Consider the following 22,593-nt stretch of genomic DNA (forward strand, 5'->3'; position numbering starts at 1 on the left):
AAAGCCTACACCAAAATGCCCGCCTTGTGAGGCGGCAAACAGGCATAAAAAAAGGGGCCTTGCGGCCCCTTCATCTAACCTGTGCGGCTTAGAACTGGTAAACCAGGCCCAGGCCAACCACGTCGTCGGTGTTGGTGCCGGTACGACGGGTAAAGGAGTTGTCATCCAGCAGGTTGATTTTGTAATCAACATAGGTAGACATGTTTTTGTTGAAGTAGTAAGTCGCGCCGACATCTACATATTTCAGCAGATCCTGGTCGCCGTAGTTACGGGTACCGTTGGTGACGTCTTTACCTTTGGACTGCAGGTAAGCGATGGACGGACGCAGGCCGAAGTCGAACTGGTACTGTGCCACCACCTCGAAGTTCTGGGCTTTGTTAGCAAAGCCATAGTCAGTGCTGCCGTTCTGGGAGTTACCGAAACGGGTCGCATTGTAAGTCTGGGAGTACTGTGCTGCCAGGTAGAGGTTATTGGCATCATATTTCAGGCCGCCGCTGTAGACGTCCGCACGATCGCCATCACCGTAAACGCCTGCTTCATTTTGATCAGCGGTACGTTTGGAGGAGGACATCGCTGCACCTGCGCTGAAGCCTTCGCCCAGATCGTAGGTCAGGGACATGCCATAGCCGTCGCCATTCTGTTTCAGGGTGCTGCGACCGGTATCGTTTTCACCGCTGGCGCTGCCGTTTTTGCCCTGATATTGCAGAGCAAAGTTCAGGCCATCAACCAGACCGAAGAAGTCAGTGTTACGGTAAGTGGCAACGCCATTCGCACGCGACTGCATGAAGTTATCTGCGCCATAGGTGTCTCCACCGAATTCAGGCAGAACGTCAGTCCAGGACGTTACGTCATAGATAACACCGTAGTTACGACCGTAGTCGAAAGAACCGGCATCGGCTACACGGATACCTGCGAACGCCAGACGGGTCCAGGCCTGGTCGCTTGAACCTTCGGCGTCGTTAGCCTGAACGTTGTATTCCCACTGGCCGTAGCCGGTCACCTGGTCATTAACCTGGGTTTCACCTTTGAAGCCGAAACGTACATAAGTCTGATCGCCATCAGAACCCGCGTCATCGGAGAAATAATGCAGGCCATCAACTTTGCCGTATAAATCTAATTTATTGCCGTTTTTGTTATAAATTTCTGCTGCATTAGCGGTACCTGCTACCAGCAAGGCTGGTACCAGAAGGGACAGTGCTTTAACTTTCATGTTATTAACCCTCTGTTATATGCATTTTTATTGCCACTGCTTACTGATCGCATCCTCTCATCAGTCGGCGATTTCATTTTCCTTAAAAATACAGAATAATCCAATGAGAATATGATACTAATATTTTGAAGATGTTTCACATTTGCAAGAGATGTTTCATTTTGTAATTCTCAGGGAACTTTTTTAAGCACAAATAGCTAAAGAATAAAGCACTAAACAACAATTTATAATAAAAAACATTTTAAAATCATATGATTATGCAATGCATAATTTTTTAGCACTGATTGCAAAACCTAAAACTAAAAACGCCATTAGTATTAATACCGCTATCATCATTAACTTTATTTATTACCGTCATTCGATTCTGAATGTCCGTTTATCCCTATTATGACCGAATGCAATGCATTCGGTTTTTTTTTGCCCATCATCGAAATCCATTCGATTTATCCTAAAAATCGATAATTTGTAATGACTATTAATTAATCAGACCCCATGCCACAAAATCGCCCCTTCATTATTTTTAAATTAATATCTTGGTAATTTGTGCGGTTTACTTCAGTGACAGGGGAAATATTGCGCATTATTCGCACATATTGTGCAATTTCTACCGCATCGTTTAAAAAAGAGGCTTTTCTTTTGCTGGCCAGGCACTTGCCTGTAAGAGGGTCTGGAAATTCATTGCGTACCCGATATACTGCCTGCAGTACACTGCTCTGCAACATAACATCTACAGGACTGCCACGACTGCTGGCTGGCTCGTATGGCATGGCAGCAATAATGTCTCAACGCAGGCGTTGAGTTTCTTCTGCAGTGCTGTCATTACGGGTTTATACACACGAATGAGTCGATCGGACACCATGATCCCTGGCAAGTTTTCCCTGATACCGGGCAACATCACCCGCTTCTTCCTTCTTTTAACCATCGTTCTGCTGGTGACGATGGGTGTGATGATTCAAAGCGCCGTCAACGCCTGGCTTAAAGACAAAAGCTATCAGGTCGTTGATATCACGCACGCGATGCACAAACGGATTGATACCTGGCGTTACGCGACCTGGCAGATTTATGACAACATCGCCGCGGCGTCGTCAAACGGTAGCAGTGACGGGCTTCAAGAAACCCGGCTCAAACAGGATGTCTACTATCTGGAAAAACCACGGCGTAAAACCGAAGCGCTAATTTTCGGCTCGCATGACAGCTCAACGCTGGAGATGACGCAGCGCATCTCCTCTTATCTGGATACGCTCTGGGGTGCTGAGACCATTCCCTGGTCTATGTACTACCTTAACGGCCAGGATAACAGCATGATCCTGGTCTCTACCCTGCCGTTAAAAGATCTGTCTTCGGGCTTTAAAGAGTCGGCGATTGGCGGCATTGTTGACTCCCGACGCGCCGAGATGTTGCAACAGGCTAACGCGCTTGATGAGCGTGAGAGTTTCTCCACGTTGCGCCATCTCGCCTGGCAGAACGGGCACTACTTTACGTTGCGCACGACCTTTAATCAGCCAGGTCACCTGGCAACCGTGGTGGCCTTCGATCTGCCGATTAACGATCTCATCCCCCCTGGCATGGCGCTCGACAGCTTCCGCCTTGAAAACGATCCGACTCAAACCAATCTTCGCACTCAGGATAAAGAAGGCGCTGACAGCGTCATCATTAATTTCAACAGTTCTAAAATTGAGATAGCCTCCTCGCTGAACACCACCGGCCTGCGGCTGGTCTGGCAGGTGCCGTTTGGAACGCTTCTGCTGGATACGCTGCAAAATATTCTGCTACCGCTGCTGCTCAATATTGGCCTGCTGGCGTTAGCGCTTTTTGGCTATACCACGTTTCGCCATCAGCCGGGCCGCAGTAACGATAGCCTGGCTCCCAGTGCGAACAGTAATGAGCTGCGCATGATGCGTGCCTTTAATGAAGAGATTGTGTCACTGCTGCCACTGGGGCTGCTGGTGCACGATCAGGAGGCCAACCGCACGGTGCTGAGTAATAAAATTGCTGACCACCTGCTGCCCCACCTGAATTTGCAAAACATCACCTCGATGGCAGACCAGCATCAGGGGGTTATCCAGGCCACCATTAATAATGAACTGTATGAAATTCGCCAGTTCCGTAGTCAGGTCGCCTCCCGCACGCAGATTTTCATCATTCGCGATCAGGACAGAGAAGTGCTGGTAAATAAAAAGCTTAAACAGGCACAGCGCTTGTATGAGAAAAACCAGCAGGGACGTGCCGCCTTTATGCAGAACATTGGCGATGCCCTTAAACAGCCCGTGAACGCACTGGTCAGCGAAGCAGCCGCGCTGGGTGAAAAAGAGACAAACCAGCTTGCCAACCACGCCGAAGCGATTGCCCGACTGGTGGACGATATTCAACTGGCGAATATGCTGGAAAACGACAGCTGGAAAGGACAGTCCACCCAGTTCTCTATTCAGGATTTAATTGATGAAGTCGTGCCGCAGGTGCTGCCGGTTATCAAACGGAAAGGGCTGCAGCTTCTCATCAACAATGCGCTTCCGGCCAACGAAATGCGCCACGGCGATCGCGATGCCCTACTGAAGATCCTCCTGCTGTTGATTCACTATGCGGTGACCACCACGCAAATTGGCAAAGTCACCCTTGAGGTGAGCCGCGACGAGTCAGCGGACGATCGCCTCACCTTCCGCATTCTGGACACCGGTAACGGGGTCTCCTCCAGCGAAATAGATAACCTGCATTTCCCGTTCCTGAATGCAACCCAGGAGGATCAGTACGGTAAAGCCAACGCGCTGACCTTCTGGCTTTGTGACCAACTGGCGAGAAAGCTTGGGGGGCATCTCAACATCAAAGCCCGGGAAGAGCTAGGAACGCGTTACTCCCTGCATATGAAGATGGCCGCCCGCTCGCAGCAGGTGGAAGAAGAAGAGCGGTTACTTGACGATGTCGTCGCGATGATTGATATCACCTCCAGCGAAATCCGTAATATCGTGGTTCGTCAGCTGGAAAACTGGGGAGCAACCTGTATCTCCCCGGATGAACGACAATTAAGTCAAGAGTTTGACCTGTTTTTAACGGATAATCCGTCTAATCTTACATCCTCGGGCTTGCTTTTAAGCGATGATGAGGCGGGTGTGCGGAAAATTGGTCCCGGCCAGTTACGCGTCAACTTTAATATGAGCAATGCAATGCAGGAAGCCGTATTGCAACTCATCGAAGAACAGCTTGCCCAGGAAGAGGTAGTGGCGTCACCGCTCGGGGGCGATGCAAACGTCGAACTCCACGCCAGCGGCTATTATGCGCTGTTTGTTGACACAGTACCGGATGATGTTAAGAGGTTGTATACTGAGTCAGCGCTGAGCGATTTCGCTGCACTGGCGCAGACAGCGCACCGCCTTAAAGGGGTGTTTGCCATGCTCAATTTGGTTCCTGGTAAGCAGTTGTGTGAAACGCTGGAGCAGTTAATTCGTGAGAAGGATGCTCCAGGCATAGAAAATTACATCAGCGACATTGACGCTTACGTCAAGAGCTTGCTGTAGCAAGGTAGCCTAAATACATGAACAATATGAACGTAATTATTGCCGATGACCATCCGATTGTACTGTTCGGTATTCGTAAATCACTCGAACAAATCGAATGGGTTAATGTCGTTGGCGAATTTGAAGACTCCACAGCACTCATCAATAATCTGCCGAAACTGGACGCCCATGTTTTAATCTCTGACCTCTCCATGCCGGGCGACAAATACGGTGATGGCATCACGCTGATTAAGTATATCAAGCGTCACTTCCCTAACCTGTCGATCATTGTCCTGACAATGAACAACAACCCGGCGATCCTGAGCGCGGTACTGGATTTGGATATCGAAGGGATTGTGCTGAAACAGGGTGCGCCGACCGATCTGCCGAAAGCCCTGGCGGCGCTGCAGAAAGGCAAAAAATTTACCCCGGAAAGCGTCTCCCGTCTGCTGGAAAAAATCAGCGCAGGCGGTTACGGAGACAAGCGCCTGTCGCCTAAAGAGAGTGAAGTGCTGCGTCTGTTCGCGGAAGGCTTCCTGGTCACTGAAATTGCCAAGAAACTCAACCGCAGTATCAAGACCATCAGTAGCCAGAAAAAATCGGCCATGATGAAGCTGGGCGTTGAAAATGATATCGCCCTGCTGAACTATCTCTCCTCCGTCACCCTGACACAGACTGAGAAAGAGTAATCCTCATAACCCCGGCGCCCGCCGGGGTTTGTTTTTCTAACGTCTGCCTTTTCTGACCTGCGCGCTGTACTGAGCAAGCGTCACTTTGAGCACATCCAGCGTCACCGGTTTCGAGAGACAGCTATCCATACCCGACTCAAGGCATCGCTGTTTCTCTTCGGCCAGCGCGTTTGCCGTCACGCCAATGACGGGTAGAGCAAGTCCCATCTCGCGAATACGCTGGGTCAGTCGATACCCGTCCATGTTTGGCATATTAACGTCACTCAGGACAATATCGATTTTGTTTTTACTCATGACATTCAGGGCATCCACCCCGTCGGCGGCGGTTTTACAGTAATACCCAAGCGATCCAAGTTGATCGGCGAGCAGACGGCGGTTAATAGGATGATCGTCAACCACCAGTATCATCAGGTCATCATTTTGGGTTTCAATGTTGCCCGGTGCGGCCAGTGTATTGCTCGCCTCAGGCACATCAATTTCAATACGGTAAATATGCCCCATCAGCGCAATCACATCATGGGGCGAGGCGACACTCAGGACCCACTCCCCGGTGGCGCGTTCTAACGGTACCCCGATATGCCGACGACAGAACTGTAGCGCTGCCCTACCGCTCCAGTTTGCCGGTAACTCATCATCAGTGATAAAGGTATCCTGCCCATCCAGCTCCCGCCCGTCCCAGGTTTTCGCCACGATGCCATTATGGGCCAGCAGAGTGCGAAGATAGCTGGACAGAAACGCGTTGCGCACCGACAGCCAGCAACAGGTATTTTTCAGTCCATCCACATCCAGAGGCAATGGCGCGACGGCATTATAAAGCGGAATACGAAGAGTGAACTGACTGCCCATACCCGGTTCGGTATCAACGGAAATATCCCCGTCCATCATATTGACGAGCTTTTCACAAATCGCCAGTCCCAGTCCCGTCCCCTGGAAGTTACGTTGTACCCCTGTCCCTACCTGGAAGAAGGGGTCGAAAAGCCGCACAACCTCTTTGCCGGGGATCCCGACGCCCGTATCGCGCACGCGGATACTGAGGTAATGCTCATCGCTGCGCACGTGCAGCATAATGCAGCCGATGTCGGTGAACTTAATCGCATTACTGAGCAGGTTAGAGATAACCTGTTGCAGTCGCATCGGGTCACCATTGAGGGTGGCGGGGACATCAGGCTCAATGAAGCAGTAGAGGCCCAGCTGTTTTCGTACCACCAGCGGCGCGTAGTTCGCCGTAATGTGATTCATCACCTCGCGCGGGGAGAACTCACGCGGTTCAATTTTCAGCTGTTCCGATTCGATTTTTGAGAAATCGAGGATATCGCTAATAATCTTCAGTAACAGGCTGGAGGAGTTGTTCATGGCGGTAACCAGCCTGTCCACGCCCTGCGGCAGGGTTTTGGTTTGCAGCAGATCAAGGTTACCAATGATGCCGTAGAGTGGCGTGCGCAGTTCGTGGCTGACGGTGGCCAGGAACATCGATTTTGACTGGCTGGCCTGCTCTGCCGCCTGAGCCATCTCCTGTAACGACTCTTCCATTTTGACACGCGCAGAGACATCCACCAGAACGCAGATGGCCACGTTTTCATTCCGGTAGCGCGAATGCACAAAGCTAATCTGCAAATTGGTATTGTTACTGGTCAGCACATCGACAAAGTTAACCTGCTGCCCGCAGATGATTTGCGTTAACCGCTGTCTGTCCTCATGGGTGAGCATGTTCAGGTAATTATGCGCCAGTTCGTTACTCAAAATGTTGGTGCCATCCAGCGTGCGCAGAATACAGATCCCAACGGGCGCAGAGGCGACGATTTTACGGTTGAACTGCTCGTGCTCCTCCAGCCGCTGGGCATCCGTTTCGGCGGGAATAAAAATCCGCCGTTCGTACATACGCGCCAGGGTAAAGAGCGCCACCCCCACCAGAATATTGAGCAGCACTGCATTGAGGACCAGCATTCTGATGCGCTCAAGCACCAGATCGACCGGTACGGAGTAGACAATGCTCAGTGAGGACGGCGGCATACTCTTTTTAAGAACCAGCTCATGGAAACCAGAGCTGTATCCAAACCAGGTTCGGGTCTGCATCCAGCGCGGGTCAATCTCAAGATGGTTTTCTGGCCCGGCAAGGGAGATAAGGGGGTGGCCGTTTTCATCCAGCACCGTCACCCCCATCGGCAGGCTGCCAGGGGTGTAAAAATTCTCCATCCGAATGGACTGTTCAGTGCCCAGCAGCGCCTGAAGACGATTGCCCAGATAGACCGGCGTTAGTGCGAAGAAATACCCCACCCCCGGTCTTGCCCCCTGGCTCATCCAGTACAGATTATTACCGCGCTCTTCCTGCGGCGCGTTGCGGTATTTCATGATCCGCTCATGCAGGCTGGTCAGGGTATTATCCCGCTCAACCGGCACGTCTCGCAGGCCAAAATCCGCTACGCAGAGGTTTTCATTACCAATCAGGAAGACGCGGTTGAGATCATAGGCTGCGGAGAAATTGTCGCGCCAGTAGCGCATGAACCAGGTCAGGGATTCGAGTGAACCTCGCCAGGCGCTGCCCATGCGTGAACAGTCTGAATCGGGAAATAAGGGCTGAAACTCCGGTACTTCGCCCCTGGCATTAAGCCCACGGGTAGAGAGTATACCGTTCTCGGCGGTCAGCCGGTTTTCCGCAATATACTTCAGCTCTTTCATCACGTCCGATGTTCGCTGAATATACCGCTGGGCCTGATCGGCACTGATATTGATTTCCTGACGTATTTCCGACTCTTTATCGCGTAACGCAGTAACGATGTAGAACACCGAAAATAAGGCAATCAATAACCAGAGTACCAGCGCCAGCGCGCGGAAAAGGTAACGGGATACCTTAAGGGTACTGCGAAAAGAGACGAGGTATTTCAACCTGGGGAAGCTCCGCCTGGGGGGGTGAATAAAGTGAGGTTAAAGTAGCGTTAAAACGCTGATGCCGCAACGGAAAGAGAAAGGGCCGGATAACCGGCCCTGCTAAGTCAGATTATTCGTCAGCGTCGTTGGCTTCGTCGCCCGCGCCATCGTCAACTTCCGGGGCGATATCCTCATCCCCTTCCGCGACGCTACCGTCGATGGAGTCGAGTTCTTCGTCATCCACCGGCTCGGCCACGCGCTGCAGACCTACAACGTTTTCATCTTCCGCAGTACGGATAAGAATCACGCCCTGGGTGTTACGCCCTACCACGCTGATTTCCGATACGCGGGTACGCACCAGCGTGCCAGCATCCGTAATCATCATGATCTGGTCGGTATCAGTCACCTGCACTGCACCCACCACTGCGCCATTACGCTCGGTCACCTTGATGGAAATAACGCCCTGCGTGCCGCGCGATTTGGTCGGATATTCAGCTTCAGCGGTACGTTTACCATAACCGTTTTGTGTCACAGTCAGGATAGCACCTTCGCCGCGAGGAATGATCAGCGACACGACCTTATCTTCGCCCGCCAGTTTAATACCGCGCACCCCGGTTGCCGTACGGCCCATCGCACGCACTGCGTCTTCTTTAAAGCGCACCACTTTCCCTGCGGCAGAGAACAGCATGGCTTCGTCCTGACCTGAAGTCAGATCGACGCCAATCAGTTCATCACCCTCATTGAGGTTAACGGCGATGATACCCGCAGAGCGCGGACGGCTGAACTCAGTGAGCGCCGTTTTCTTCACGGTACCGCTGGCGGTAGCCATGAAGACGCTGACGCCTTCTTCGTATTCACGCACCGGCAGAATAGCCGTAATACGTTCATTGGCCTCCAGCGGTAGCAGGTTAACGATAGGACGACCACGCGCACCACGGCTCGCTTCCGGCAGCTGATAGACTTTCATCCAGTACAGGCGGCCACGGCTGGAGAAGCAGAGGATAGTGTCATGGGTGTTGGCCACCAGCAGGCGGTCAATGAAATCTTCTTCTTTAATGCGCGCTGCTGACTTGCCTTTACCGCCACGACGCTGCGCTTCGTAGTCGGTGAGCGGCTGATACTTCACATAGCCCTGGTGAGACAGCGTCACCACAACGTCTTCCTGATTGATCAGGTCTTCGATGTTGATGTCCGCGCTGTTGGCGGTAATTTCCGTGCGACGCGCATCGCCGAACTGATCGCGGATCAGCTCAAGCTCTTCGCGAATAACTTCCATCAGGCGATCGGCGCTACCAAGGATGTTAAGCAGTTCAGCAATCTGTTCCAGCAACTCTTTGTATTCGTCGAGCAGTTTTTCATGCTCAAGGCCGGTCAGCTTCTGCAAACGCAGATCGAGAATCGCCTGGGCCTGCTGTTCAGTCAGGTAGTACTGACCGTCACGCACGCCAAACTCAGGTTCCAGCCACTCCGGACGCGCGGCATCATCTCCAGCACGCTCCAGCATCGCTGACACATTGCCCAGATCCCAGGAGCGGGCCACCAGGCCTGCTTTCGCCTCAGCCGGGGTCGGAGCACGACGAATCAACTCAATGATCGGGTCGATATTCGCCAGCGCCACAGCCAGCGCTTCCAGAATGTGCGCACGATCGCGGGCTTTACGCAGTTCGAAAATAGTACGACGCGTCACCACTTCACGACGGTGACGAACAAACGCAGAAAGAATATCTTTCAGGTTCATGATCTTCGGTTGACCGTGGTGCAGTGCCACCATGTTGATACCGAAGGAGACCTGGAGCTGCGTCTGCGAATAGAGGTTATTCAGTACGACTTCGCCGACCGCATCGCGTTTGATCTCAATAACGACACGCATACCGTCTTTATCAGACTCGTCACGCAGCGCACTGATACCTTCAACGCGTTTTTCTTTGACCAGCTCGGCGATTTTCTCAATCAGGCGTGCTTTGTTCACCTGATACGGAATTTCATGCACGATGATGGTTTCACGGCCTGTTTTGGCGTCCGCTTCGACCTCCGCGCGCGCGCGGATATAAATCTTGCCACGGCCGGTACGGTAGGCCTCTTCAATACCACGGCGACCATTGATGATCGCCGCCGTCGGGAAGTCCGGGCCAGGAATGTGTTCCATCAGCCCTTCAACGCTGATGTTTTCATCGTCGATATAGGCCAGACAGCCGTTAATGACTTCTGTCAGGTTATGGGGAGGAATGTTGGTTGCCATCCCTACGGCAATACCGGATGAGCCGTTCACCAGCAGGTTTGGCACCCTGGTCGGCATAACATCGGGGATTTTTTCCGTGCCGTCGTAGTTATCGACAAAATCGACGGTCTCTTTTTCAAGATCGGCCATCAGCTCGTGCGCGATTTTCGACATACGGATTTCCGTATAACGCATCGCGGCGGCGGAGTCGCCATCTACCGAGCCAAAGTTACCCTGGCCATCAACCAGCATGTAACGTAAGGAGAATGGCTGTGCCATACGAACGATGGTGTCATAAACGGCGGTATCACCATGAGGGTGGTATTTACCGATGACGTCACCCACGACACGGGCAGATTTTTTGTAGGCTTTGTTCCAGTCATTGCCCAATACGTTCATGGCGTAAAGTACGCGACGGTGAACCGGTTTTAAGCCATCGCGGACATCTGGTAACGCGCGGCCAACAATGACCGACATGGCGTAATCCAGATAGGAGCTTTTCAGCTCTTCCTCGATGTTAACCGGTGTAATTTCTCTCGCAAGGTCGCTCATCTAACCGCTATCCCTCTACTGTATCCCGGATTCAAAGGTCGCAAATTATAACACAACCGTAATGAATCAGGTAAAGGGAAAGACCCCGTGCAACGCTTTATTCATGCCTGCGGGCTGTTATACTCATCCGTCTTGAAAAAAAAGGAGTCATTGCGCCCATGAATGCCGAAAAAACATCGGATGCTCAAAACGTTGACCAGGCTGAAATCGCCAAATTTGAAGCCGTGGCATCACGTTGGTGGGATCTGGAGGGGGAATTTAAACCCCTGCATCGCATCAACCCGCTGCGTCTTGACTATATTGCCGGCCGTGCCGGAGGCTTATTTGGCAAAACGGTGTTAGATGTTGGCTGCGGCGGCGGCATCCTCGCTGAAAGCATGGCCCGTGAAGGCGCGCATGTTACCGGGCTTGATATGGGTTTTGAGCCGTTACAGGTCGCGCGACTGCATGCGCTGGAGTCCGGCATCACCGTCGATTATGTTCAGGAAACGGTTGAAGACCATGCGGCACAAAATCCGCAGCGTTACGATGTGGTGACCTGCATGGAGATGCTGGAGCATGTGCCAGACCCGCAGTCAGTGGTACGCGCCTGTGCGCAGTTGGTCAAACCCGGCGGTCACGTCTTCTTTTCTACCATTAACCGCAATGGTAAGGCCTGGCTGATGGCGGTTGTGGGGGCCGAATACGTATTAAAGATGGTGCCCAGGGGCACGCATGACGTTAAAAAATTCATTAAGCCTGCCGAGTTGCTGGACTGGGTCAGCGCGAGCGGTCTGCAGGAGCGTCACATAACCGGGCTGCATTATAATCCGCTGCTTAACCGTTTTAAGCTCGCCCCCGGCGTGGATGTTAACTATATGTTGCATACAAGCGCAAAAAACGTCTGACGTCATGCGCAATGCTTATAAAGATTGCACGACATCATGTGGTGCAATCTTTCCTTCCGCTGAAGAAATCGGCATTTGATCATATTTTCTATTTTTTTTATCCAATATTGACATTCCCGCCAGGCCTTATGCGACGAGGACTTAGCGTTTATTACCCTTTTGCAACCTCAAATTAACCTCAAAATCAACTCTTGTACTCAAAAGAATCCTTACTAGAATACTCACCATATAGCGTTTCTCTTATCTAAAACCCCCTATATATAGTATTTATCCACAGAGTTAGTCACAAGGCTGCTTTGTGGATAAGCGGGGGATATTTTTATTCACGGACAGGTAAATCTTACATGAATCAGAGTCTACTGGTGACAAAGCGCGATGGCGCGACAGAACGCATCAATCTCGACAAAATTCATCGGGTGCTGGATTGGGCGGCAGAGGGGCTGACCAATGTGTCTATTTCCCAGGTGGAATTGCGTTCACATATCCAGTTTTATGACGGTATCAAGACCTCTGATATCCATGAGACCATCATTAAGGCGGCCGCGGACCTGATTTCCCGTGACGCCCCGGATTACCAGTACCTCGCCGCGCGCCTGGCCATTTTCCATCTGCGTAAAAAAGCATACGGTCAGTTCGAACCGCCAGCACTCTATGATCATGTTGTTAAGATGGTTGAGCTTGGCAAATACGACACGCATCTGCTGGAAGACTACACGGAAGAAGAGTTCAAGCAGATGGACGGGTTTATCGACCACTGGCGCGATATGAACTTCTCCTACGCGGCGGTAAAACAGCTCGAAGGTAAGTACCTGGTGCAGAACCGCGTCACCGGTGAAATCTACGAGAGCGCCCAGTTCCTTTACATGCTGGTCGCCGCCTGCCTCTTCTCCGGCTATCCGCGTGAGACCCGTCTCGATTACGTGAAGCGTTTTTATGACGCGGTGTCGCTGTTTAAGATCTCACTGCCAACGCCTATCATGTCCGGCGTGCGTACTCCGACCCGCCAGTTCAGCTCCTGCGTGTTGATTGAGTGCGGCGACAGCCTGGATTCAATCAATGCCACCTCCAGCGCCATTGTGAAATACGTTTCCCAGCGCGCCGGTATCGGCATCAACGCCGGTCGCATTCGTGCGCTGGGCAGCCCGATTCGTGGCGGCGAAGCGTTCCATACCGGCTGTGTTCCGTTCTATAAACACTTCCAGACCGCCGTCAAATCCTGTTCGCAAGGCGGTGTGCGCGGTGGTGCGGCAACCCTTTTCTACCCGATGTGGCACCTGGAAGTTGAAAGCCTGCTGGTCCTGAAAAACAACCGTGGCGTGGAAGGTAACCGCGTTCGTCATATGGACTACGGTGTGCAGATCAACAAGCTGATGTACACCCGTCTGCTGAAGGGTGAAGAGATCACCCTGTTCAGCCCGTCCGACGTCCCGGGCCTGTATGATGCGTTCTTCGCCGATCAGGACGAATTCGAGCGTCTGTACACTCGTTACGAAAAAGATGACAGCATCCGTAAGCAGCGCGTGAAAGCGGTGGAACTGTTCTCTCTGATGATGCAGGAACGTGCCTCTACCGGCCGTATCTACATCCAGAACGTCGACCACTGCAACACCCACAGCCCGTTTGACCCGGTAGTAGCGCCGGTGCGCCAGTCCAACCTGTGCCTGGAAATTGCGCTGCCGACCAAACCGCTTAACGATGTGAATGACGAAAACGGCGAAATTGCGCTGTGTACGCTTTCAGCATTCAACCTGGGTGCTATTTCAAACCTGGATGAACTGGAAGATTTGGCGGTGCTTGCCGTCCGTGCGCTGGACGCCCTTCTGGACTATCAGGATTACCCGATTCTGGCGGCGAAACGTGGTGCAATGGGCCGCCGTACCCTGGGTATTGGTGTTATCAACTACGCCTACTGGCTGGCGAAAAATGGCAAGCGTTACTCTGACGGCAGCGCCAATAACCTGACGCATCAGACCTTTGAAGCCATTCAGTATTACCTGCTGAAAGCCTCAAACGAACTGGCGAAGGAGCAAGGTGCCTGCCCGTGGTTCAATGAAACCACTTACGCCAAAGGTATTCTGCCGATCGATACCTATAAAAAAGACCTGGATGCTATCACCAGCGAGCCGCTGCATTATGACTGGGAGCAGCTTCGCGAATCCGTGAAAACACACGGTCTGCGTAACTCCACCCTCTCTGCGTTGATGCCGTCTGAGACCTCTTCGCAGATCTCTAACGCCACTAACGGCATTGAGCCGCCGCGCGGTCATGTCAGCATCAAAGCCTCCAAAGACGGCATCCTGCGTCAGGTTGTGCCGGATTACGAGCTCCTGAAAAACAACTATGAACTGCTGTGGGATATGCCTAATAACGATGGCTATCTGCAACTGGTGGGTATCATGCAGAAATTTATCGACCAGTCGATCTCTGCGAACACCAACTACGATCCGTCGCGCTTCCCGTCAGGAAAAGTGCCGATGCAGCAGTTGCTGAAAGACCTGCTCACCGCCTATAAATTCGGCGTGAAAACCCTGTACTATCAGAACACCCGCGACGGTGCTGAAGATGCGCAGGACGATCTGGCACCGTCTATTCAGGACGATGGCTGCGAAAGCGGCGCATGTAAGATCTAATAATGCATACCCTCCCCTGACCACTGCTCCGTGCGGTCTTCTCCCTCGCCCCTTCGGGGAGAGGGTCGGGGTGAGGGGAACAATCAATAACAGGACTCACATCGAATGGCCTATACCACTTTTTCACAGACGAAAAATAATCAGCTGCTGGAACCTATGTTCTTCGGTCAGCCGGTGAACGTGGCGCGCTACGATCAGCAAAAATATGACATCTTCGAAAAGCTGATCGAAAAGCAACTCTCCTTTTTCTGGCGTCCGGAAGAAGTGGACGTTTCCCGCGACCGCATTGATTACCAGGCGCTGCCGGATCACGAAAAACATATTTTCATCAGCAACCTGAAATATCAGACGCTGCTGGACTCTATTCAGGGTCGTAGCCCGAACGTAGCGCTGCTGCCGCTGATCTCAATTCCCGAGCTGGAAACCTGGGTGGAGACCTGGGCCTTCTCAGAGACTATCCACTCCCGCTCCTATACCCACATTATCCGTAACATCGTCAACGATCCCTCGGTGGTTTTTGATGACATTGTGACGAATGAACAGATCCAGAAACGTGCGGAAGGGATTGCCCATTACTACGACTCGCTGATCGAGATGACCAGCTACTGGCATCTGCTGGGGGAAGGCACGCATACCGTTAACGGTAAAACCGTGACCGTGAACCTGCGTGAGCTGAAAAAGCAACTCTATCTGTGCCTGATGAGTGTTAATGCCCTGGAAGCCATTCGCTTCTACGTTAGCTTCGCCTGCTCTTTCGCCTTTGCCGAGCGCGAGCTGATGGAAGGCAACGCCAAAATCATCCGTCTGATTGCCCGTGATGAAGCCCTGCATCTGACCGGCACTCAGCATATGCTGAACCTGCTGCGTTCCGGGGCCGACGACCCGGAAATGGCGGAGATCGCCGAGGAGTGCAAGCAGGAGTGCTATGACCTGTTTGTTCAGGCTGCCGTGCAGGAAAAAGAGTGGGCAGAATACCTGTTCCGCGACGGCTCCATGATTGGCCTGAATAAAGACATTCTCTGGCAGTACATTGAGTACATCACTAATATCCGCATGCAGGCGGTCGGTCTGGATCTGCCGTTCCAGACCCGCTCTAACCCCATTCCGTGGATCAACACCTGGCTGGTATCTGACAACGTGCAGGTTGCCCCACAGGAAGTGGAAGTGAGTTCCTATCTGGTCGGCCAGATCGACTCTGAAGTCGATACTGACGATCTGAGCAACTTCCAGCTCTGATGACACGCGTAACCCTGCGTCTGACGGGCACTGAGCTTCAGTGTCAGGAAGAGCACCCTTCTCTGCTGGTGGCGCTGGAGTCACACCGGGTGACGGTAGAGTATCAGTGTCGTGAAGGCTATTGCGGTTCGTGCCGCTGCCGCCTGGTCTCAGGCCAGGTGGACTGGCTGACTGAACCGCTGGCCTTCATCCAGCCGGACGAAATTTTGCCCTGCTGTTGCCGGGCAAAAGGCGATATTGAGATTGAGATGTAAAAAAGGGCCTTTCGGCCCTTTTTTATGACGTTACTGACGCTTCGTCGCTACCTGCGCATGGTGTCTGCGCTCACCGATCATGACCACTATCAGCAGTAGCACCGCCAGGATACTGCCGCCGATCATCACCATAAAGCCGCCGTCCCAGCCGAAGAAGTCGACCGTGTAGCCGACGATGGCGCTGGCCGCCACCGACCCGCCAAGGTAGCCAAACAGGCCGGTAAAGCCTGCGGCCGTTCCGGCCGCTTTTTTCGGTGCCAGCTCAAGCGCATGCAGGCCAATCAGCATGACCGGGCCGTAAATCAGGAAGCCGATGACAATCATACAGGCCATGTCCACGTGCGGATTGCCCGGCGGGTTAAGCCAGTAAACCACGGTGGCAATGGTCACCAGCGTCATAAAGAAGACGCCTGTCGCGCCACGGTTGCCCCGGAACACTTTATCGGACATCCAGCCGCAGAGTAAGGTGCCAGGGATCCCGGCATATTCGTAGAGGAAATAGGCCCAGGAGGACTTATCCAGCGCGAAGTGCTTAACCTCTTTAAGATAGGTGGGTGACCAGTCAAGAATGCCGTAACGCAGCAGGTAAACGAATACGTTAGCGATGGCGATATACCACAGCAGACGGTTCGGGAAGACGTACTGCATAAAGATCTGCTTCGCCGTCAGCTCCTCTTCCGCTTTGTCACTGTAATCGTCCGGATAATCGTTTTTGTACTCTTCAATCGGCGGCAAGCCACAGGACTGCGGCGTGTCACGCATCATGGCAAAGGCAAACAGCGCCACGATGATCGCGCCGAATGCTGGCATATAAAGTGCCGCCCGCCAGTCGTTAAACCAGGCCATCCCCAGCAGGAACAGCAGCGGTGGAATACCGCCGCCCACATTGTGCGCGCAGTTCCAGACAGAGACTATCCCGCCGCGCTCCTTCTGCGACCACCAGTGCACCATGGTGCGCCCGCAGGGTGGCCAGCCCATGCCCTGAAACCAGCCGCACAAAAATAGCAGAACAAACATTACAGCGATGCTGGAGGTGGCCCAGGGCACAAAGCCCATAAACAGCATGACGGCAGCGGCAAGAATCAATCCGGCCGGAAGAAATACCCGCGGATTCGAGCGATCCGACACCGAGCCCATGATGAACTTGGAAAATCCGTAAGCAATGGAGATGCCGGACAGCGCGAACCCCAAATCCCCACGGGAGAACCCCTGCTCCACCAGATAGGGCATCGCGAGAGCAAAGTTTTTGCGTACCAGGTAATAGGCAGCGTAACCAAAGAAAATGCCCAGGAAAATCTGCCATCGCAGGCGTCGATAGAGAGGATCAACGTGTGCAGGGGCAACTCTCTCCCGATGCGCTTCAGGTCTGAAAATACTCAGCATATTAGCCTCCGTGGCGTGTATTTCTCGTTATTTATTACTGTCATGAGTGAAAACGAAACTACGGTATGTTTCTGCGGCCCTAATAGTAAGGAAAGTCTAATAAGAAAAACGCAACTGTCGCTGTTTATGTTACAGAATTATGACAAAGCTCCAGGTTCACGCAGCAAACGTCCTTTTCATTTTCGTTTTTTGTTCGAATATGCGCGATATCAAACAAACCACAGTGCCAGTGTGGCTAAATGTGAAAAATGATTTCGCGGTGGAAGGACTGGACGATGAGCAACGTAAATGACTTCGATGTCATCATCATTGGCGCAGGGGCGACCGGGGCCGGGATCGCCCGGGACTGCGCCCTGCGGGGTCTGCGGGCGGCGCTGGTTGAACGCCATGATATTGCCACGGGTGCAACGGGCCGCAACCACGGTTTACTGCACAGCGGCGCACGTTATGCAGTGACGGATAACGAATCCGCACGGGAGTGCATCGCAGAAAACCAGATCCTCAAACGTATTGCCAGCCACTGCATTGAACCGACCGGCGGGCTGTTCATCACGCTGCCGGAAGATGACATGGCGTATCAGCAGCGCTTTATTGCTGCCTGTCAGAAAGCAGGCATCAATGCAGAGGCCATTACGCCTGAAGCAGCAATACGCATTGAACCCAGCGTCAATCCGACGCTGACGGGCGCGGTACGCGTACCGGACGGCACCGTCGACCCCTTCCGTCTGACCGCCAGCAATATGCTCGATGCACGTGAACATGGGGCAGTGATCCTGACCGGGCATGCGGTCTGCGGTCTGATTCGCCACGGAGACCGGGTGTCTGGCGTGCAGCTGCTTCACCCTCAGTCTCACGACGTTTATGCCCTGCATGCGCCGGTGGTGGTGAACGCTGCCGGGATTTGGGGGCAACAGATTGCGGAATACGCCGATCTGCGCATCCGTATGTTCCCGGCGAAGGGTGCCTTACTCATCCTCGATCACCGCATCAATCAGCAAGTGATTAACCGCTGCCGCAAACCGGCTGACGCCGACATACTGGTACCGGGCGACACTATTTCTCTGATTGGCACCACCTCCACCCACATTGATTACCGGGACATCGATAACACCCGGGTCACGCCGCAGGAGGTGGATATTTTACTGCGCGAAGGGGAGAAACTGGCCCCCCGCATGGCGCAAACGCGCATCCTGCGCGGCTACGCCGGCGTCCGTCCGCTGGTCGCCAGTGATGATGATCCAACCGGACGTAACGTCAGTCGCGGCATTGTTCTGCTCGATCACGCTGCGCGTGACGGTATGGAAGGGTTTATTACCATAACCGGCGGCAAGCTGATGACATACCGGCTAATGGCGGAGTGGGCAACCGACGCGGTCTGCCGCAAACTCAATCACAGCGCCGCCTGTACCACGGCGATAACCCCTCTGCCTGGCTCCCAACAACCCACGGAAAAAACGCTGGAGAGGATTATCTCTCTGCCCGTTCCGCTACGTGGTTCAGTCGTCTATCGTCACGGGGACCGCACCCCGGACTGGCTGGGAAGCCATCGTCACAACCGTAGCCTGGTCTGCGAATGCGAAGCGGTGACCGCGGGCGAGGTCCGGTATGCCGTGGAAAATCTTAACGTCACCTCCCTGCTGGATTTACGTCGCCGTACCCGCGTGGGAATGGGCACCTGCCAGGGCGAACTATGTGCCTGCCGCGCCGCGGGCCTGCTTGCCAGTCTGCGGGTCACCCATGACACGCAGTCACTGCAACAGCTTTCTGCATTTCTGAATGAGCGCTGGAAAGGGGTGAAGCCCATCGCCTGGGGCGATGCGCTGCGCGAAAGCGAATTTACCCGCTGGGTTTATCAGGGACTGTGCGGGCTGGAGAAGGAGTCATCTCATGAAGTTTGATACGGTCATCATTGGCGGCGGGCTGGCCGGTTTACTGTGCGGCATTCGTTTGCAGGCACAGGGCCAGCGCTGTGCCATCGTCAGCCGTGGGCAGAGCGCCCTCAGCTTCTCCTCCGGCTCGCTCGATCTGCTCTCCCATCTGCCAGACGGTAAGCCGGTGGAAGCGATAGATGATGCGGTTAACGCCCTGCGCGCCATGCACACTCCTCACCCGTATGCCCTGCTCGGCGCGCAACGTGTCCATCACTACGCGACACTCGCCCAAACCCTGCTGGCAGAGTGCGGTGTCGCGCTTCAGGGCGATGTCGACGCGCCCCATCAGCGTGTTACTCCCCTTGGGACCTTTCGCCAGGCGTGGTTAAGCCCTGTTGAAGTGCCTCTTAAACCGGCGACCAGCAGCGCCATTGGCGTGACAGGTATCAGTGGTTTTCTGGATTTTCAGCCATCGCTCATCGCCGCCTCGCTTCGTGACCACGGCATCAATGCCAGTGCAGAAGAGATAGAGTTACCAGTGCTGGACAGGCTTCGCGATAACCCCAGTGAGTTTCGCTCAGTGACTATCGCCAGGGTTCTCGATAATCCGGACAACTACGATGAACTCTATCGCGCCCTGCTCCCACTTAGCCGCCGCTACGACATGCTCTATCTGCCAGCCTGTTTTGGGCTGACCAACAGTGAGGTTTTTGCCGCGCTAAATCAGTCACTTTCTTGCCCGATATTCCTGCTGCCGACCCTTCCGCCTTCGGTGCCAGGCTCCCGAATGCAGACCCTGCTGCAACAGCGTTTTGTACGCAGTGGCGGCACCTGGATGCCCGGCGACGAGGTGATGAATGCCAGCATGGTAGAAAACCGGGTTACCACTCTCTGGACGCGCAAAAATGAAGACATTCCGCTCACCGCAGCGCATGTGGTTCTTGCCAGTGGCAGCTTCTTCAGTAATGGCCTGATAGCGGAGCGCACAAAGGTACGTGAAGCCGTGTTTAACCTCGATGTGCTTGAACATGGCGCACGTGAAACGTGGTACCGCGACGATCTCTTTGATGCCCAGCCGTGGCAGCAATTCGGCGTAGTGACGGACGAGAAGCTCCACGGGCTGCGTGGTGGAGAGAAAGTGGAGAATCTGTACGTTATCGGCTCGGTGCTGGGCGGATTTGATGCCATAGCACAAGGGTGCGGCGGCGGGGTTTGTGCCGTTACGGCCCTGTTTGCTGCCGATGAAATCTGCGCTGCAGGAGAGAATAAATGACAATCACCCGGTTTGAAAGCTGCATCAAATGCACCGCCTGCACCACCGTCTGCCCGGTAAGTGCGGTCAATCCCCTCTACCCCGGCCCAAAACAATCCGGCCCCGACGGTGAACGCCTGCGCCTGAAAGATCCGGCGCTGTTCGACGAGGCGCTAAAGTATTGCACCAACTGTAAACGGTGCGAAACGGCCTGTCCGTCCGGGGTGAAAATTGGTGACATCATTCAGCGCGCCAAAGCAAAACATGCGCCCGGAACGCGCTCCTTACGTAACGCTATTCTCAGCCACACCGACGTGATGGGGTCTCTGTCCACCCCCTTTGCTCCACTGGTTAATGCCGCTACGGGGCTAAAACCCGTCCGTCAGTTGCTGGATGCGGCGCTGAAAATCGACCATCGCCGCATGCTGCCAAAATATGCAACCGGCACCTTCCGCCGCTGGTATCGTTCGGTCGCAGAACAGCAGAAAAACTTCACTCAGCAGGTGGCGTTCTTCCACGGCTGTTACGTCAACTACAATAACCCGCAGTTGGGTAAAGACATGCTGAAGGTGCTCAATGCGATGGGGATCGGCGTGCAGTTGCTGGAAAAAGAGAAATGTTGTGGCGTGCCGCTTATCGCCAATGGCTATATCGAAAAAGCTAAAAAGCAGGCCGAATTTAATCTACAGGCCATTGAACAACGCGTGAATAACGATGGTTTAGCGATCATTGCCACCTCCACGACCTGCACCTTTACGCTGCGAGACGAATACCCGCATTTGCTGGGGGTGGATAACGAGCATCTGCGCTCACATATCGATCTGGCTACCCGCTGGGTCTGGCGCAAACTGGCGGACGGGGCTGAATTACCGTTGCGCACCCTGCCTTTAAAAGTGGTCTATCATACCCCCTGCCATATGGAGAAAATGGGCTGGACGCATTACACCCTTGACCTGCTGCGACGCATTCCAGGGCTTGAACTGACGGTGCTGGACTCTCGTTGCTGCGGTATCGCGGGCACATGGGGCTTCAAACGCGAGAACTATCCTACCTCTCAGGCCATCGGCGATCCTTTATTCCGCCAGATTGAAGAGAGCGGCGCTGATCTTGTGGTCTGCGACTGCGAAACCTGTAAATGGCAGATTGAGATGTCCACCAGCAAACGCTGCGAGCACCCTTTCACCCTGCTGGCTCAGGCGCTGCGCCAGGCTAACCCCGCCAGCGACGACGCTGGCGGGAAGTTGCTTAGTAGCTCGTTTTTTGCGCGGCCGGGCTGACGACAGTTTTGAACTGCGCAAGGCGATTATCCAGCGCTTCGGTATAGAGCATGGTATCGACGCCGACGGCGACAAAGTTCGCTCCCCACGCCAGCGCCTGATGCGCCATCTGCGGATCCACCGCCAGGAAACCTGCTGCTTTTCCTGCTGCCCGAATACGCTTCAGGGCATCCTGGATCAGGCGTTGCACCTCCGGATGACCGGCGTTATCAGGGTAACCCAGCGAGGCGGAGAGATCGGCCGGACCGATAAACACCCCATCAATCCCCTCCACCGTCAAAATCTCATCGAGATTCTCCAGCGCCAGTTTGCTCTCTACCTGAATCAGCAGGCAAAGCTCCTCATTGGCACGTGCCATATAGCGTTCAACCCGCCCCCAGCGTGCCGCGCGGGCGACGCCAGCCCCGACACCTCTCACTCCCTCCGGGGGATAACGTGTGGCCGCCACGATATCCCGCGCCTGCTGCGCGCTGTCCACCATAGGAATAAGCAGCGTTCTTGCGCCGATATCCAGCACCTGTTTAATCAGTGCCCGGTCTCCTTCCACCGGGCGAATCACCGGCTGGCTGGCATACGGGGCAATGGCCTGCAGCTGGTGATAAAGATCCTGAACGGTGTTGGGCGCATGTTCCCCATCAATTAACAGCCAGTCGTAGCCGGAGGTCGCCGCTATCTCTGCCATATAGGAGGATGTTGAGCTGAGCCACAATCCAATCTGGGTCTCACCCTTACGCAACCCGGCTTTAAAGGGGTTAGATAAAATCGCCTCTGCATTCATTTA

At 53.8% G+C, this 22,593-nt stretch carries 14 protein-coding genes and 1 pseudogene; 9 read left to right on the forward strand and 6 right to left on the reverse strand.

The features are described 5' to 3' along the window. Positions 1–88: 88 nt before the first annotated feature. Together M1D91_RS15815 and M1D91_RS15820 are read right to left on the reverse strand one after the other, a co-directional pair. A complete protein-coding gene (locus M1D91_RS15815) occupies positions 89–1,210 on the reverse strand; it encodes a porin OmpC (protein WP_437430754.1) in 1,122 nt (373 codons plus the stop codon). Between the two features lie 479 nt (positions 1,211–1,689). After that, entirely contained in the window at positions 1,690–1,932 is a 243-nt protein-coding gene (locus tag M1D91_RS15820; protein ID WP_437430753.1) for a hypothetical protein, read from the reverse strand. A gap of 117 nt (positions 1,933–2,049) precedes the next feature. Between M1D91_RS15820 and rcsD the strand changes: the two genes are divergently transcribed. Both rcsD and rcsB read left to right on the forward strand, forming a co-directional pair. Beyond that, complete coding sequence (gene rcsD, locus M1D91_RS15825; RefSeq protein ID WP_437430752.1) at positions 2,050–4,719, forward strand: phosphotransferase RcsD; 2,670 nt, start codon at positions 2,050–2,052, stop codon at positions 4,717–4,719. Positions 4,720–4,736: 17 nt separating this feature from the next. Beyond that, positions 4,737–5,387 (forward strand): response regulator transcription factor RcsB, encoded by a 651-nt coding sequence (rcsB, locus tag M1D91_RS15830; RefSeq protein WP_437430751.1) that lies wholly within the window; start codon positions 4,737–4,739, stop codon positions 5,385–5,387. Between the two features lie 36 nt (positions 5,388–5,423). Here the strand turns inward: rcsB and rcsC are convergent, their stop codons facing one another. Together rcsC and gyrA are read right to left on the reverse strand one after the other, a co-directional pair. After that, positions 5,424–8,270, reverse strand: coding sequence for a two-component system sensor histidine kinase RcsC (rcsC, locus tag M1D91_RS15835; protein WP_437430750.1), 2,847 nt, complete (start codon positions 8,268–8,270; stop codon positions 5,424–5,426). 112 nt (positions 8,271–8,382) lie between these two features. Beyond that, positions 8,383–11,022: a DNA topoisomerase (ATP-hydrolyzing) subunit A gene (gene gyrA, locus M1D91_RS15840; protein WP_437430749.1), complete on the reverse strand. Its 2,640-nt coding sequence runs from the start codon at positions 11,020–11,022 to the stop codon at positions 8,383–8,385. A 158-nt stretch (positions 11,023–11,180) separates the two neighbouring features. On the opposite strand from gyrA, the gene ubiG reads away from it, so the two are divergent. The 4 genes from ubiG to yfaE all read left to right on the forward strand — a co-directional run bounded on the left by ubiG (position 11,181) and on the right by yfaE (position 16,029). Continuing rightward, on the forward strand, positions 11,181–11,909 hold the full coding sequence (gene ubiG / locus M1D91_RS15845; RefSeq protein WP_437430748.1) for a bifunctional 2-polyprenyl-6-hydroxyphenol methylase/3-demethylubiquinol 3-O-methyltransferase UbiG: 729 nt from the start codon (positions 11,181–11,183) through the stop codon (positions 11,907–11,909). Positions 11,910–12,253: 344 nt separating this feature from the next. Next, on the forward strand, positions 12,254–14,539 hold the full coding sequence (gene nrdA, locus M1D91_RS15850) for a class 1a ribonucleoside-diphosphate reductase subunit alpha (protein WP_437430747.1): 2,286 nt from the start codon (positions 12,254–12,256) through the stop codon (positions 14,537–14,539). Between the two features lie 105 nt (positions 14,540–14,644). Next, the gene (gene nrdB / locus M1D91_RS15855; protein ID WP_437430746.1) at positions 14,645–15,775 is read left to right on the forward strand and encodes a class Ia ribonucleoside-diphosphate reductase subunit beta; all 1,131 of its coding nucleotides are present in this window, start codon (positions 14,645–14,647) and stop codon (positions 15,773–15,775) included. Continuing rightward, positions 15,775–16,029: a class I ribonucleotide reductase maintenance protein YfaE gene (yfaE, locus tag M1D91_RS15860; protein ID WP_437430745.1), complete on the forward strand. Its 255-nt coding sequence runs from the start codon at positions 15,775–15,777 to the stop codon at positions 16,027–16,029. Before nrdB ends, yfaE begins: the two co-directional genes overlap by 1 nt. A 30-nt stretch (positions 16,030–16,059) precedes the next feature. Here yfaE and glpT read toward each other — a convergent pair whose 3' ends face one another. Continuing rightward, the gene (gene glpT, locus M1D91_RS15865) at positions 16,060–17,412 is read right to left on the reverse strand and encodes a glycerol-3-phosphate transporter (RefSeq protein WP_437430744.1); all 1,353 of its coding nucleotides are present in this window, start codon (positions 17,410–17,412) and stop codon (positions 16,060–16,062) included. 275 nt (positions 17,413–17,687) lie between these two features. Between glpT and glpA the strand changes: the two genes are divergently transcribed. The 3 genes and pseudogenes from glpA to glpC form a co-directional block, all read left to right on the forward strand. Next, the gene (gene glpA, locus M1D91_RS15870; RefSeq protein ID WP_437430743.1) at positions 17,688–19,310 is read left to right on the forward strand and encodes an anaerobic glycerol-3-phosphate dehydrogenase subunit A; all 1,623 of its coding nucleotides are present in this window, start codon (positions 17,688–17,690) and stop codon (positions 19,308–19,310) included. Further along, on the forward strand, positions 19,300–20,556 hold the full coding sequence (glpB, locus tag M1D91_RS15875) for a glycerol-3-phosphate dehydrogenase subunit GlpB (RefSeq protein WP_437430742.1): 1,257 nt from the start codon (positions 19,300–19,302) through the stop codon (positions 20,554–20,556). The genes glpA and glpB overlap by 11 nt, the downstream gene beginning before the upstream one ends. Continuing rightward, positions 20,553–21,737, forward strand: a pseudogene (glpC, locus tag M1D91_RS15880) (anaerobic glycerol-3-phosphate dehydrogenase subunit GlpC); the annotation flags it as partial. The gene glpB and the pseudogene glpC, both read left to right, overlap by 4 nt. Positions 21,738–21,780: 43 nt before the next feature. Here the strand turns inward: glpC and yfaU are convergent. After that, positions 21,781–22,590: a 2-keto-3-deoxy-L-rhamnonate aldolase gene (gene yfaU / locus M1D91_RS15885; RefSeq protein WP_437430741.1), complete on the reverse strand. Its 810-nt coding sequence runs from the start codon at positions 22,588–22,590 to the stop codon at positions 21,781–21,783. Positions 22,591–22,593: the final 3 nt, after the last annotated feature.

The organism is Enterobacter sp. SA197 (assembly GCF_054131575.1).